This window comes from Rathayibacter sp. RFBD1 (assembly GCF_002932915.1).
Taxonomy (GTDB): domain Bacteria; phylum Actinomycetota; class Actinomycetes; order Actinomycetales; family Microbacteriaceae; genus Rathayibacter.
Genome location: NZ_PSWQ01000009.1, coordinates 294,685 through 307,830 on the forward strand (window position 1 = coordinate 294,685; position 13,146 = coordinate 307,830).

A 13,146-nucleotide genomic window follows, 5' to 3' on the forward strand; every position below is an offset into this window, starting at 1 on the left:
GTGCGGTGGGTGGAGGACGTCGGCGGTCACGACGACGTCCGGTCTTCGGCGGTGGTCGAGGGCCGCCCGCGGCGGCGGGTGATCAGGAGGAAGGCCGCGACGGCGAGGACCGCGCCGGTCAGACCGATGAGAACCGGTCGGAGGACGTCCGGCGGGGCCTGCGAGGAGGCGGCTGCGACGACGGTCGGCTCGATGGTCGGGGTGGATTCCGCCACGGCCGCGGCCTGCGCCGAGGCGCCGTCACCGACGGTGAAGGGGACGACGCCCGCGATCGGGTGGCCGTCGGCGGAGACCACCCGCCACTTGAGGTCGTAGGAGCCGCCCGGAAGCGCCGCCTCGAGCGGAGCAGTGACCGTCGAGTCGGTCAGCTCGACCGGGCCGGACACGTGGTCGATGCCGTCCATGTCGGTGACGAGGACCAGCGCGCCGATCGTGAGGACGTCCTCGGAGTACGTCAGCGTCACCTCCGCGGGCGAGTTCGTGAAGTGCTCACCGGAGCCGGGAGTGCTGCTGATCAGCTGGTCGTGCGCCTGGACGGGCCCGGCCGTCCCGATCAGGACGCCCGCCAGGGCGAGGGCTGCCAGCGCGGCGGGAAGCCGTCGCAGGGGTCGAGAGGTCATCGGTCGGTCTCCTTCGTGGTGGTCGGACGGGGAGTGCTCCGGCTGTCGAGCCGGTTCAGGTGGTCGTTGTAGGCGGTGAGCTCGGCCTCGCCGTCGCGGTCGGCGCGCCGGTCGTAGCGCTTCGCGGTCCGCTCCTCGGAGCGCACCCACTGCGCGACCACGACCAGGGCGATCAGCACCATCGGGATCTCGCCCGCCGACCAGGCGATCCCTCCGCCGACGCCCTGGTCGGCGAGCAGCGCCTCCGTGTCGGTGTATCCGAGCGCGGTCCACCAGGACGCGGCCAGCACAGTGGTCTGCGACATGATCGCCAGGCCGAAGAAGGCGTGGAACGCCAGCGTCGCGAGCATCACCAGCAGCCTCAGCACGTGGCCGGGCCGGTTCGGGCCGGGGTCGACGCCGATCAGGACCCAGAAGAAGAGGTAGCCCGTGGCGAGGAAGTGCAGGGTCATCAGGACGTGGCCCTGGTGGCTGAACATCGCCCACTCGAACCAGCCGGTGTAGTAGAAGACGACCAGGCTGCCGGCGAAGAGAACGGCGGCGACGGGCGCCCGCGACAGCACGGCGAGGTAGCGGGAGTGCACGACGGCGAGGATCCACTCCCGCAGCCCGCGCCCGCCGTCGCGGCGCACCGGCAGCACCCGCAGAGCGAGCAGCACCGGTCCGCCGAGCACGAGCAGCGGCGGCACGACCATCATCAGCAGCATGTGCTGGATCATGTGGGTGCTGAAGTGCACCTGCCCGTACACGGCCGGGCCGCCGCTGGTCGTGTAGGCGAGGGCCGCGCAGCCGGCCACCCAGGCGACGGTGCGCCCGAGCGGCCAGGCGTCGCCGCGGCGCCGCAGCCTCAGGACCGCCGACACGTAGAGGGCGGCGCCGACGACCGCGATCCCGAGCCAGACGGCGTCGAGGTGCCACTGGTCGAGCATCCGCTCGGGCGTGACCTCGGGCGGGTAGCGGAAGCCGAGCAGACTGCGCCGGACGTCTCCGCTGATCGGGTCCTGCGAGACCGGCGGCGCGCTGTTCGAGAGCGCCACCGAGACGCCGATGGTCAGCGCCATCACCACCACCTCGCCGACCGCGATCGCGACGAACGCGCGGCGGTCGGCCGGGTCGGCGCGCAGCCGCGGGATCAGCCGCAGCCGGTGCCCGAGGCCCGCGCCGCCGAGGGCGAGCAGCGCGACGGCCTTGACGATCAGCAGCTGCCCGTAGGGCGTGCTCAGGTCGTCGAGGTCCTCGATCCGGAGCGACGCGTTCACCAGACCCGAGAAGGCGACCGCCCCGAACGCCCAGCCGGCCAGCACCGAGTAGCGTGCGACGACCACGCCGAGCTGGGCGCCGACGGTCCGCCGCAGCAGGATCACCGCGGCGAGCCCGCCGGCCCAGGCCGTCACTCCGATCAGGTGCACGGCCAGGCTGTTCACCGCGTTCGCGTGCTCGTCGGCGCCGGCGGCGTGCCCGGAGAGCGAGAGGGGGAGCAGCGCCAGCACCGCGATCGCGGTCGCCGCCGCCACCCAGGCCCGCCGCCGCGAGAACAGGGTGAGGAGGAGGACGGCCGTCGCGCACGCCGTCGAGGCCACGAGCGTCTGCCCCAGCTCGATCTGCGTGGCGTAGAAGACGAGCTGCGTCCGGAAGCCCGGCGCGTCCAGCGGCTGCCCGATGGTGTTCGCCGCCGTGAACACGAGGACAGCGATCGCGGACGCCACCCAGACCGCGGCCGACCAGGTCGCCGGGGTCGATCAGCCGCGTCGCCACCGAGAACGCCCCGGTGTACGACAGGCCCAGCAGGGCGACGGCGACCGCCGCCGGTATCGCGAGCAGGAGGGCTGCCTCCGCCCCGCGGAGAGGAGTGGCGAGCGGCCGCGGAGGCGGGAGGAGGTCGTCGTCGACCGGTGTCGATGCTTGTGCCACAGGCGTGGCTCCCTTCAGGGGCGTCCCCGAGGGGACGCTCCACAGACCCCTCCGCCGGCGCGCAGGAGCGCCGGGCCAGGACGATCCGTCCGGGAGGAGTCACCGAGACGCCGACCGGCCGGCGTCCCTCGGAGACCCCTGTGGGGGAGGAGACGGGTCGGTCAGACGCCGCGGAGACCTCCGGGGAGGTCCTCGCCGCGGCTCGCGTCGATGATCAGGAGGCGGGCTGCAGAGGGGGGCCGCGCCGCAGCGCCGCCTGGGGGAAGACGCCCGAGGCGAGGGGGAGCACGTCGCGCAGCTCGAAGGAGGAGCGTCGCGCGGGTCGAGGAGCGGTCGCCGGGGTCGGCAGGACCCGCACCAGGCGGGTGACGAGGTGGCTCGTCGTCGCGGCGACCCTGACGAGGAGGGACTCGCCGCGGTGGAGCGCCGCGGTCGTCGCGACGGCGGCGACGAGGTGCGCCGCCCACATCGAGGAGCCGGTCATCCCGCTGTGCGTCATCGCCGCGCTGACGTCGATCACGGCACCGTGGTGCGCGTGCACCATCGGCGCATCGACCGGCCCCGTGAAGGTCCCGATCGTGAAGAGCGTGTGGAACAGGAACTGGCTGACTCCCACCGAGACCGCCAGGCGGACCAGGGAGAGCCTGCGCCCGGCGAACGCCACGCACACCAGGACCGACAGGACGAGCGGCATCGCGACACCGAGCGGACCCGGGATCTGGCCGCCGCCGGCCACGTGCGAGAACAGTGCGACGAGCGTCGCCACCGTCGCCGCGACGACACCTCGGAGGGTGCGCAGCGGGCGCGACGACGACATCTCCCCAGTGTCGCAGACGCCCCCTTCCCGCGGAGGACCGCTCCCGGGCGAGAGAAGCGGCCGGCCGACGGTTCCTCTCAGCGGGCCGGGGAGGCTCCGTGGCGTCACTTCTCGGGCCGGACCACCAGCCCGACGCCGCCGCCGCGCCGCACCGGTTCGGCGACCGCGGTCATCCGGCCGGAGGGGTCGACCTCGATGGCGGCCACCGCGCCGATCTGCGCGGCCGAGGTGAAGGTGTCGCCCGAGGGGACCAGCTGCTGGCCGAAGGGAGCGAGGTCGTCGGCGTACGCCTCGATGAACTCGGGCTCGGCCGAGGTCGTCGCGCCGTTGCGCTGGGAGGCGCGGGGCGCTGCCACCGCCTCGGGGAGCGTCATGCCGAGGTCGATGCGGTTGACCAGGGTCTGCAGGACCGTCGTGATGATCGTGGATCCGCCCGGCGAGCCGACGACGAACCGCACGTCCCCGCCGTCGAGCACGATCGTCGGCGACATCGACGAGCGCGGGCGCTTGCCCGGCTCGATCCGGTTCGGGTCCCCGTCGACGAAGGTGGGGGAGAAGTCGGTCATCTCGTTGTTGAGGAGGAAGCCGCGGCCGGGGACGGTCATCGCCGAGCCGCCGGTCTGCTCGATCGTCAGCGTGTAGGAGGCGGCGTTGCCCCACTTGTCGACGACCGAGAGGTGGGTGGTGGAGATGTTCTCGGTGTCCGACTCCTCCGCGGCGGGGGCGGTCGCGCATCCGGAGCCGTCGAGAGCGCCGGGCGCGACCGGGCGGACGGAGGCGGTCGCCGGGTCGATCGTGCAGTCCCGCGAGTCCGCGAACTCCTGGCTGAGGAGCGTCTCGGTGGGCACGTCGACGAAGGCCGGGTCGCCGACGTAGGCGCCCCGGTCGGCGAAGGCGCGGGCGGACGCCTCGAGGTAGAGGTGCAGGGCGCTGCCGGTGTCCTCGGACGCGAGGTCGTGGTTCTCGAGGATGTTGAGGGCCTCGCCGACCGCGATCCCGCCGGAGGAGGAGGGTGCCATCCCGTAGACGTCGAGTCCGCGGTAGGAGACGCGGGTCGGCGCCTGCTCGGCGACCGAGTAGGCCGCGAGGTCGGCGGCCGTCATCGTGCCGGCCGGGGCGGGGAGGTCCGACCCCTCGGCGATCCGCGGGTTCTGGACCGTGTCGGCGATCTCGGCGGCCAGCGCGCCCTCGTAGAACGCGTCCGGCCCGTGGACGGCGATGGAGGTCAGCGTCTTCGCGAGGTCGAGGTTGCGGAAGGTGCTGCCCACCTTCGGCGCGTCCCCACCGGGGAGGAAGAGCTCGGCCGTGTCGGGGAACGCCTGGAACCGCTCGAGGTTGTCGAGCGTCTGGTTGCGGAAGGTCTCGTCCACCCGGAAGCCCTTCGCCGCGAGCGCGATCGAGGGCGCCAGCACGACGGGGAGCGGCAGGGTGCCGAAGCGGTCGACCGCGGTGTCCCAGGTCGCCACCGTGCCGGGCACGCCGACCGCGACGCCGGAGGAGACGAGGTCCGGGGTGAACGGGTACGGGGCTCCGGTCGCGGGGTCGAGGAACGCGTCCGAGGTGATGCCGGCCGGCGCTGTCTCGCGTCCGTCGATGGTGCTGACCTCGCCGGAGGCCTTGTCGAAGTAGACGAAGTACCCGCCTCCGCCGATGCCGGCGCTGTAGGGCTCGCTCACGCCGAGGGCCGCGGCTGTGGCGACAGCGGCGTCAGCTGCGTTGCCGCCGCGCTTCAGCACCTCCATGCCCACGCGGCTCGCGTTCGCATCGACGCTCGAGACCGCTCCGTCGTAGCCCACCTGCGTCGAGGGCGAGATGAGGGGTCCGCCGAGGAAGTCGCGGATCTTCTCGGGCGTGAGCCCGCTGTCCTTCAGGTATCCGGAGACGGGCCTGTCGAGAGCGGACGCCGGTGCGGCACCCGCCACTCCCACTGCGACGACCGCGACCAGCGCGATCGCGATCCTGCGGAGCACGGGTGTCGTGGCCATGGCGTTCCTCCATCGGAACTCAGTGGTGCGCGGTCGGCGATGCGGGTCCCCCCAACCTAGGGGCGGGGTGGGGGTGCGGGGTAGGGGGGGTGCCCGGTCGAGCTCGCCGCCGTCGCTCAGTCCCGGCTCGGTGCTGACGGCCCGTCGGGGATGGAGGGCAGTGCGTCGGTCGGCGGTATCGCGAACCAGAAGACCCCGCCCGCGAGCCGCGCGCGTTCCAGGGGTGCGCCGAGGGGCTCGGCCGTGTTCAGCGCCGCATCGACTCCCGTCGAGACGGGATCGTCGTTCGCGGCGTGCGGTGGGAAGCGGAAGCGCTGACCGATCAGATGGTCGCCGTCGAGACGGCGCCGGTAGACGATGCAGACGCTGTTCGGGCTCTCGATCCAGGTCCGGACCACGTCCACCACGGAGGCGTAGTTCTCGAGGATCTCGTCCTCCAGGACCCTCTTGACGACGGCAGCCTCGGTCGAATCGTGCATGGGCGATCCCTCCTCGGGTGGCGGACCGAGGATCTCGGCCCGCGACGGACGGTAGCCGAACCACTTTCGGCAGGGCGGAGGAGGCGCGCTCGAGCTCCGGATCGGCGCGCGCCCCTCCTGGCCGGCAGGCCTGCGTCGGTACTGCTGAAGGAGTCGTTGGGGCTCCGGATCCGGCCCGCGCGTCGATCCGTCCGGCAGTCGCTCTTGACAACCGAACGAAGTAAGTGTTCGATCAGTCACATGCCCACCCCCTCCACCCGCTCCACCGCCGAGGCGCAGCGCGAGCGGATCACCGCGGCGGCGCTGCACGTGTTCGCGCGCACCGGCTACGCCGCGACTCCGATCACCGAGGTCGCGGCCGAGGCCGGCGTCTCGCCCGCCTACGTCTTCCGCCTGTTCCCGGGCAAGCTCGGCGTCTTCGTCGCCGCGGTCGACCGCTGCTACGAGCAGGTGGCGTCCACGCTCGCGGCGGCGGGGGAGGCCTCGCCCTCCTCGGACCCGGCCGACCGGCTCGAGGCGATGACCGTCGCCTACATCGACCTGATCGCCGACCGCGACCTGATCATGCTGCAGTCGCAGGCGCAGAGCGCGTGCGAGGTCCCCGAGATCCGCGAGGCGGTGCGCCGGGGGATCTCGTCGGTCGTCCGGACGGTCACCGTCGTGTCCGGAGCCGACGGCCCGGCCGTGCAGCGCTTCGTCGCCTACGGGCAGCTCTGCCACCTGATCGTGCAGACCGACCTCGGCGGCGTCGACTCCGAGTGGGCCCGCATCGTCTCCGACGGCATCCGGCACCGCGACTGAGTCCGCGGTCCTTCCCTCTCCCTCCTCTTCCTCCTCCTCTTCGCCACCCTCTTTCTCATGTCCGCCGTTGTGACTGTCCAGTCACTCACCTACAACCTCCAGGAGCCCCTCATGTCCACCACCCTTCCCCGCACCACCACCCGCGTCGTCCTCCCCGGGATCGTCGAGCCGTCCGGACTGCTCCTCGAGCAGGCACCGGTCGAGCCTCCCGCGGCCGGCGAGCTGCTCGTCGCCGTCGAGGCCACCGGCATCTCGTTCGCCGAGCAGTCGATGCGCCGCGGCCGCTACTTCGCCCAGCCGCCGTTCCCCTTCACGCCCGGCTACGACCTCGTCGGCCGGGTCCTCGCGGTCGGCCCCGGCGGCGACGCGTCGCTCGAGGGCCGCCGCGTCGCCGCGCTCACCAAGACCGGCGGCTGGACCGCGCACGCCCGTGTCGCCGCCCGCGACTGCGTTCTCGTCCCCGACGCGGTCGCGTCGGAGGACGCCGAGGCCGTCGTGGTCAACGGAGTGACGGCGTGGCAGATGCTGCATTGCTCGGCCCGGGTCTCCCGCGGCGACACGATCCTCCTGTTCGGCGCGAACGGCGGAGTCGGCGGCCTCGTGCACCGCCTCGCCCGCCTCGAGGGGATCCGCGTGATCGGCGCCGCCTCGCCCCGCCACCACGAGGCCCTCCGAGCGGCCGGAGTGGAGCCCGTCGACTACGCCGATCCCGACCTCGCCGCCCGCGTGCGCGAGCTCGCTCCCGGCGGAGTGCAGGCCGTGTTCGACAACGTCGGCGGAGCGACGACCCGGCTGGCGTGGTCGCTGCTCGCGCCCGGCGGCACCCTCGTCGCGTACGCGATCGTCAGCGCGAGCACCGGGAGCATCTGGCCCCCGTTCCTCCGCCAGCTCGCGCGGATCCAGGCCTACCAGCTCGCCCCCAACGGCCGGCGCGCGGTCTTCTACGACCTCTGGGCGGGCCACTCGCTGCGCCCCGCGCGCTTCCGTGCGCGGCTCGAGGAGGACCTCGGCCGCGTGCTCGGACTCCTCGCCGACGGCTCGCTGACGGCCAACATCGCCGCCCGCTTCCCGCTCACGGGGATCGTCGAGGCGATGGAGCTCGCCGAGTCCCGGACGCTCGACGGCAAGGTGATCCTGCTGCCGTGAGCGGGGTGCGTCCGGGCGGAGGGTGATTCCGGCGCGGAGGCGCCCGGGCGGCGAGCAGGGGAGAATGGCGCGGTGGACACGGGACTGGTCGAGGTGCTGAAGGCGCTGGGCAATCCCACGCGACTGCAGATCATGGAGTGGCTCCGCTCTCCCGAGGCGTCGTTCAGCGAGTTCGAGCCGATCGCCGACCGCGCCGAGTTCGGGGTCTGCGTCACCCATCTCGCCGCGAAGAGCGGTCTCGCGCAGTCGACCATCTCGTCGTACATGGGATCCCTGGAGCGCGCGGGCCTCGTCCGCTCGACGCGCGTGGGGAAGTACACCCACTACCGGAGGAGCGACGCCGACGTCGACGGGCTCCTGAGGCGGCTCGGAGCCTCGATCTAGCGACGTATCGCGAATCGTCGATATGATCGGCGGCATGACCGATGCTTCCGAGGCCGCTCCCGCTCGCCGCGCTCTGCTCGTCCACGCCCATCCCGAGGAGCGGTCCTTCTCCTCGGCGCAGGCGGACGCGGTCCTCGAGCAGCTGAGGGCCGACGGCATGGAGGTGCGCCGGCTCGACCTGTACGCCGAGGGCCGGGACCCGGTGCTGCACCGCGACCAGTTCGCGCCCGGCTCCGGTTACTTCAAGCCGCAGGCGCAGCAGATGACCGCAGTCCTCGAGAAGACGCTCGGGGAGCCCGTCGCGAGCGACCTCGACGAGCTGATGCAGGCGGATCTCCTGGTGCTCTCGTTCCCCCTGTGGTGGTTCTCGATGCCGGCGATCATGAAAGGCTGGATCGACCGCGTCTTCGTGATGGGCGCGACGTTCGGAGGCGAGCACGGCGTCTTCGCCGAGGGCGGCCTGCGCGGCAGGAGCGCGATGCTCCTGCTGACGACGGGAGGTGGCGAAGCGGCGTTCGCGCCCGGCGCCGCCGACGGCTACGGCGACCTGCAGTCGTTCCTCTTCCACATCCATCGCGGGATGCTCGAGTTCGTCGGGTACGACGTCCTGCCCCCGGTGGTCACCTACGGTCCCGCCCGCCTCGACGCGGCCGGACGCGAGGAGGCCCTGCAACGGGCTCGAGCGCAGGCGTCCGCATCGACGGCCCGGCTGCGCGGCGCCTAGCATCCGCTGCTCGCCCGGCAGGAGTCAGCTGCCCGCTCGAAGCGCCGCCACGAGCTGATGCAGTTCGGACGCGTGGTCCCGCTTCCACTCGCGGAACGCCGGAGTCGTGCTCGAATCCTCGGATACGGAGACGTACTCCACGACGGCCACGTCGAGGACGGTGGCGAGCACGTCGTCGTCCGGCTCCGTCGACGTGCCGGCGACGGCGACCGTCGCGGTGTGATCGATGCCTGCTCCGGAGAGGGTGATCCTCCACAGCTGGATCGGGCCGTCGGGAGTCCGGGTCGCGTCACCGGTCCTCGAGTGGACGACCTCGATGACGACTCCGCCCACCGTGCGCTGCATGGCCCGAGCGTACTCAGCGGATCCGCGCGCGGCCGAGCGTCTCGGGCGGCCGACCGCCGATGCCGCGCCGGGACCCCGATGACCGTCCGGTCGCGACGCCTCCCCTGCGATCATTGCCCTCGCACACGACGCTCTTCGGAAAGGCTGGACATGGCAGAGAACCGATCGTGGACGGGATGCGTGTTCATCGGCACGAGTCTCGACGGCTTCATCGCGCGACCGGGCGGAGACCTCGACTGGCTCACCGATCCCGCCCCGCGACCTCACACCGCGGAGGCGACGGCCCACCCCGCGCTCATCTGGGAGACGTTCTTCCCGACGATCGACACCCTCGTCATGGGGCGCTCCACCTACGAGACGGTCCTCGGCTTCGACGCCTGGCCGTTCGAGGGGAAGCGGGTCGTCGTGCTGAGCACCACGATCGAGGCGGACGGCAGAGTGGAGGTGGCTCACTCCGTCGAGGAGGCGGCGCTGCTGCTCGACGCCGGAGCGGCAGAGCGCGTCTACATCGACGGAGGCCGCACCATCCAGGCGTTCCTGAGGGCGGGCCTCGTCGACGAGCTGACCGTCTCGATCGCTCCCGTGCTGATCGGACAGGGTCACCGCCTCTTCGGCGACCTCACCGGCGACGTGCTCCTCACCCTCCGAGGCCATCACAGCAGCGAGGGGGACGGGCTCCTCCGGGTCACCTACGACGTGCGACCCCGCTAGCTCGACGGCGTCCGCCTCCCGGCCGCGCTCAGTCCCGCGACCGGCTCGCGTGCGCGCGGGCCTTCATCCGGTTGCCGCACGTCGCCATCGAGCACCACTTGGCGGTGCCGGGGCGGCTGCGGTCGAGGAGGAAGAGGTTGCACTCGTCGTTCGCACAGGCGCGGAGCCGCCCGGGGAACCGGGCGTTCACAGCGGACCAGGCGAGGACCGACTGCACCGCGAGGCGATCCGGCTCGGGAGCGCTCAGCTCCCACACGACGCCCTCACCGGTGATGCGCGGGGTGCGAACGGCGCGCGCGACCAGGTCCGCGAGCTCCGTGACGGCCGCGGGCGCGTCCGAGCGCACGACGGCCTGGAGCGCGTCGCGGGCGCGGCGCAGCCGCTCGAGCTCGTCCTCGGTGCCGACTCCGCCCCACCGCCGGGCGAGCTCGCGACCGGACGCGTCGCCGAGGTCGTCCGTCGGCCGTCCGTCCACCACCGGCGCGCTGTTCAGCACCGCCAGGAGCAGCTCCTCGTCCCGATCCATCGCTCCCCGTTCTCCCGCCGTGCGGCCCGTTCGATCCATGCTAGCGTCCGGCTAACCAGTAAATCTATTGTAAGGGGTTAGCCATGGTCGTCGTCCATCACCGCACCGTGTCCGTCGACGGACTCGACGTCTTCTGGCGGGAGGCCGGGCCCGTCGACGCGCCCGTCCTCCTGCTGCTGCACGGATACCCGAGCAGCTCGCACATGTTCCGCCACCTCCTCCCCGCCCTCGCGGGGCACTACCGCGTCATCGCCCCCGACCACATCGGCTTCGGACGCTCGTCCGCGCCCTCCGTCGAGGACTTCGACTACACGTTCGCCGCCCTGACCGCGGTGACCGGCCGCTTCCTCGAGACCATCGGGGTGACCCGGTACGCGATCTACGTCCAGGACTACGGCGCCCCCGTCGGCTGGCGCCTCGCCCTCGCCGATCCGTCCGCGGTCGTCGCCGTGATCTCGCAGAACGGCAACGCCTACGAGGAGGGCTTCGTGCCCGGCTTCTGGGACCCGATCTGGGCCGACGCCGCCGAGCGGACCGACGAGACGCGCGACGCCCTCCGGCCGGCTCTCGGCCGGGAGGCCGTCGAATGGCAGTACACCCACGGTGTCCCCGACTCCACCACCGTCGATCCGGACGCCTGGGAGCACGACCTCGCTCTCCTCGCCCGCCCCGGCCAGGACGACGTGCAGCTGGCGCTCTTCCGCGACTACGCCACCAACCGCGAGCTCTACCCCGCGGTGCAGGCGTGGATCCGCGAGTCCGGAGTCCCCGTCCTCGCCGTCTGGGGCCGGAACGACGAGATCTTCGCCCCCGCCGGCGCCCAGGCGTTCCTCCGCGACGCGCCCCACGCGCGCATCGAGCTCGTCGACGGCGGGCACTTCCTGCTCGAGTCCCACCTCGACCAAGTCGTCGGCGCGATCACGGACTGGCTGCGCCCGGCGTGATGCCCGAGGACGGGCGGGAGGGTCTCGTCGCCCGCCCGACCCTCCTCAGCGGACGGTGGTGGCAGCGGTGTCGGCGTTGCTGCGGATCGGCTGATCCTGTTCGCGACGGAGGAAGGATGAGGCTCCGGCGCCCGTTCCGCGCGGATCGCGGGGTCCTGGAGCAGATCCATCCTTCGTTGTGAGCACCGTCTGGACGAGGTCCTGCATCGGCGATGCTCCGAAGCCCGGCTTCGACCTCGTCAGGACCCGAACCCGGCTCCCGTAGGCTCCTCGGCGTTCCGGATGACGGTGAGCAGGAGGTCGTTCAGCTGCTGGGCGGCGGGGGCGCTCAGGCCGACGTCGCTGAGGTCGTTGGTCGCGAGCGCGACCGCGCGCGCCGCGGTGAGGACGCGCTCCCCGTCGGCGGTCGTACGGATGGGTGTGCGTCGGCCCTTCCCGCGGACTCCGACACGCTCGATCAGCCCTCGCCGCTCCATGCCGTCGAGGACCTCGGACATCGTCTGCGGGCGGACGAAGACCGCGCGGGCGATCTCGGCCGAGGTCAGCTGCGCTCCGCCGGTGAGGCAGGAGAGGACGCCGAACTGCACCAGGCTCACGTCGTGCTCCGCGAGCCCGGCGGTGATGCGCGCGCCGATGATCCGCGCGACCTTGACCGCGTTCCAGCCGAGGACGGCCTCGAGTCCTTCGTCGTCGTCCACGCCGACATCCCTCCTGGGTGATTCGAAGAAACAGGAACCTGCTTCACGAGGTAGCCTGCAGGGACCTGCTTCTGCAGTCCCCTCCCTGGAGTGTGCACCACACCCCGGACCACATCGATCCGACAGGACATCCCATGACCGGCACGCAGCTCCCCGACGACCGAGGCCGATGGGGCGCGGAGGACGAGCTCGGCACGCTCACCCTCATCGACGACGCCGCACGGCGACGTGCCGCGGAGGAGGTGAGGACCGGCCGCTGGGTCTCGCTCGCCCTCCCCGTGGCTCCCGCGTCGATGCTGGGCGGCCCCTTCGCGCCCGCCGCTCCGCCGTCGCCCCCGGTGCAGCAGGCGCTCCTCTACACCGGAACCCCTCCGATGGGCATGTCCGAGGTGCTGATCGTGACTCCGCACCACCCGGCGATGACCCACCTGGACGCGTTCGCGCACCTGCCCGTCGATGACGGAGTCGTCTACCCGGGCCGGCCTCTCGCCGAAGCCGTCACCGCCGGCGGAGTGATGCACGGATCCACCTCCTCGTTCGCCGAGGGCATCGTCACGCGCGGAGTCCTCCTCGACCTCGCGCCGCAGGGGAGGCTGCCGGCGGCGCACGCGATCGTCGCCGCCGACCTCGACGCGGCCGAGCGCCGGGGAGGCGTCCCCCTGCAGTCCGGCGACGCGCTCGTCGTCCGCAGCGGGTGGGGCTTCTCCTGGGACTCGGAGGAGCAGGCCCCCGGCATGACCGTCGACGCCGTGACCTGGATGCATGACCGGGGCGTGGCGCTCTACGCGGGGGACGTCGGCGACAGCTTCCCCCCTCACGATCCCGAGATGCCGATGCCGATGCACATGGTCGCGCTCGCACGGCTGGGCATGCCCCTCATCGACAGCGCGGACGTGGAGCAGCTCGCCGTGGTCTGCGCCGAGCTGTCCCGCTGGTCGTTCCTGCTCAGCGTGGCTCCACCGCGCCTGCTCGGGCTCACCGGCGTTCCGGTCAATCCGATCGCCGTCTTCTGAGGTGCCGCCGCCCCGCGGATCGCCGCGAGGTCCGCCGCTCGC

The 13,146-nt window shown here is 72.5% G+C and carries 15 protein-coding genes; 7 read left to right on the plus strand and 8 right to left on the minus strand.

What is annotated here, in order from left to right; genetic code table 11:
• Positions 1-26: 26 nt before the first annotated feature.
• The 5 genes from C5D50_RS04960 to C5D50_RS04980 all read right to left on the minus strand — a co-directional run bounded on the left by C5D50_RS04960 (position 27) and on the right by C5D50_RS04980 (position 5,812).
• On the minus strand, positions 27-620 hold the full coding sequence (locus C5D50_RS04960; protein WP_104282917.1) for a copper resistance protein CopC: 594 nt from the start codon (positions 618-620) through the stop codon (positions 27-29).
• Positions 617-2,326 (minus strand): bifunctional copper resistance protein CopD/cytochrome c oxidase assembly protein, encoded by a 1,710-nt coding sequence (locus tag C5D50_RS04965; RefSeq protein ID WP_258069556.1) that lies wholly within the window; start codon positions 2,324-2,326, stop codon positions 617-619. Before C5D50_RS04965 ends, C5D50_RS04960 begins: the two co-directional genes overlap by 4 nt.
• A gap of 419 nt (positions 2,327-2,745) precedes the next feature.
• Positions 2,746-3,348, minus strand: a complete 603-nt coding sequence (locus C5D50_RS04970; protein WP_104282918.1) for a hypothetical protein — start codon at positions 3,346-3,348, stop codon at positions 2,746-2,748.
• A 104-nt stretch (positions 3,349-3,452) separates the two neighbouring features.
• The gene (gene ggt / locus C5D50_RS04975) at positions 3,453-5,333 is read right to left on the minus strand and encodes a gamma-glutamyltransferase (RefSeq protein WP_104282919.1); all 1,881 of its coding nucleotides are present in this window, start codon (positions 5,331-5,333) and stop codon (positions 3,453-3,455) included.
• Positions 5,334-5,449: 116 nt separating this feature from the next.
• Positions 5,450-5,812, minus strand: a complete 363-nt coding sequence (locus C5D50_RS04980) for a hypothetical protein (protein ID WP_104282922.1) — start codon at positions 5,810-5,812, stop codon at positions 5,450-5,452.
• Positions 5,813-6,052: 240 nt separating this feature from the next.
• Here C5D50_RS04980 and C5D50_RS04985 point away from each other — a divergent pair, with 240 nt between their 5' ends.
• The 4 genes from C5D50_RS04985 to C5D50_RS05000 all read left to right on the plus strand — a co-directional run bounded on the left by C5D50_RS04985 (position 6,053) and on the right by C5D50_RS05000 (position 8,867).
• Positions 6,053-6,613: a TetR/AcrR family transcriptional regulator gene (locus tag C5D50_RS04985; RefSeq protein ID WP_104282923.1), complete on the plus strand. Its 561-nt coding sequence runs from the start codon at positions 6,053-6,055 to the stop codon at positions 6,611-6,613.
• A 111-nt stretch (positions 6,614-6,724) separates the two neighbouring features.
• Positions 6,725-7,759 carry a medium chain dehydrogenase/reductase family protein gene (locus tag C5D50_RS04990; protein WP_104282924.1) on the plus strand — a complete coding sequence of 345 codons (1,035 nt, stop codon included), beginning with the start codon at positions 6,725-6,727 and terminating at the stop codon, positions 7,757-7,759.
• Positions 7,760-7,831: 72 nt separating this feature from the next.
• A complete protein-coding gene (locus tag C5D50_RS04995; RefSeq protein ID WP_258069557.1) occupies positions 7,832-8,143 on the plus strand; it encodes a helix-turn-helix transcriptional regulator in 312 nt (103 codons plus the stop codon).
• A gap of 34 nt (positions 8,144-8,177) precedes the next feature.
• A complete protein-coding gene (locus C5D50_RS05000) occupies positions 8,178-8,867 on the plus strand; it encodes an NAD(P)H-dependent oxidoreductase (protein ID WP_104282945.1) in 690 nt (229 codons plus the stop codon).
• A gap of 24 nt (positions 8,868-8,891) precedes the next feature.
• On the opposite strand, the gene C5D50_RS05005 is transcribed toward C5D50_RS05000, so the two are convergent.
• Positions 8,892-9,212 carry a hypothetical protein gene (locus tag C5D50_RS05005; RefSeq protein ID WP_104282925.1) on the minus strand — a complete coding sequence of 107 codons (321 nt, stop codon included), beginning with the start codon at positions 9,210-9,212 and terminating at the stop codon, positions 8,892-8,894.
• Positions 9,213-9,362: 150 nt separating this feature from the next.
• Between C5D50_RS05005 and C5D50_RS05010 the strand changes: the two genes are divergently transcribed.
• Positions 9,363-9,923, plus strand: a complete 561-nt coding sequence (locus tag C5D50_RS05010; RefSeq protein WP_104282926.1) for a dihydrofolate reductase family protein — start codon at positions 9,363-9,365, stop codon at positions 9,921-9,923.
• A 28-nt stretch (positions 9,924-9,951) separates the two neighbouring features.
• Here the strand turns inward: C5D50_RS05010 and C5D50_RS05015 are convergent, their stop codons facing one another.
• Complete coding sequence (locus C5D50_RS05015) at positions 9,952-10,449, minus strand: CGNR zinc finger domain-containing protein (RefSeq protein WP_104282927.1); 498 nt, start codon at positions 10,447-10,449, stop codon at positions 9,952-9,954.
• Between the two features lie 83 nt (positions 10,450-10,532).
• Between C5D50_RS05015 and C5D50_RS05020 the strand changes: the two genes are divergently transcribed.
• Entirely contained in the window at positions 10,533-11,393 is an 861-nt protein-coding gene (locus tag C5D50_RS05020) for an alpha/beta fold hydrolase (RefSeq protein ID WP_104282928.1), read from the plus strand.
• A 239-nt stretch (positions 11,394-11,632) separates the two neighbouring features.
• Here C5D50_RS05020 and C5D50_RS05025 read toward each other — a convergent pair whose 3' ends face one another.
• Positions 11,633-12,091 carry a MarR family winged helix-turn-helix transcriptional regulator gene (locus C5D50_RS05025; RefSeq protein ID WP_104282929.1) on the minus strand — a complete coding sequence of 153 codons (459 nt, stop codon included), beginning with the start codon at positions 12,089-12,091 and terminating at the stop codon, positions 11,633-11,635.
• 134 nt (positions 12,092-12,225) lie between these two features.
• Here C5D50_RS05025 and C5D50_RS05030 point away from each other — a divergent pair, with 134 nt between their 5' ends.
• Positions 12,226-13,104 (plus strand): cyclase family protein, encoded by an 879-nt coding sequence (locus C5D50_RS05030; protein ID WP_104282930.1) that lies wholly within the window; start codon positions 12,226-12,228, stop codon positions 13,102-13,104.
• Positions 13,105-13,146 lie beyond the last annotated feature (42 nt).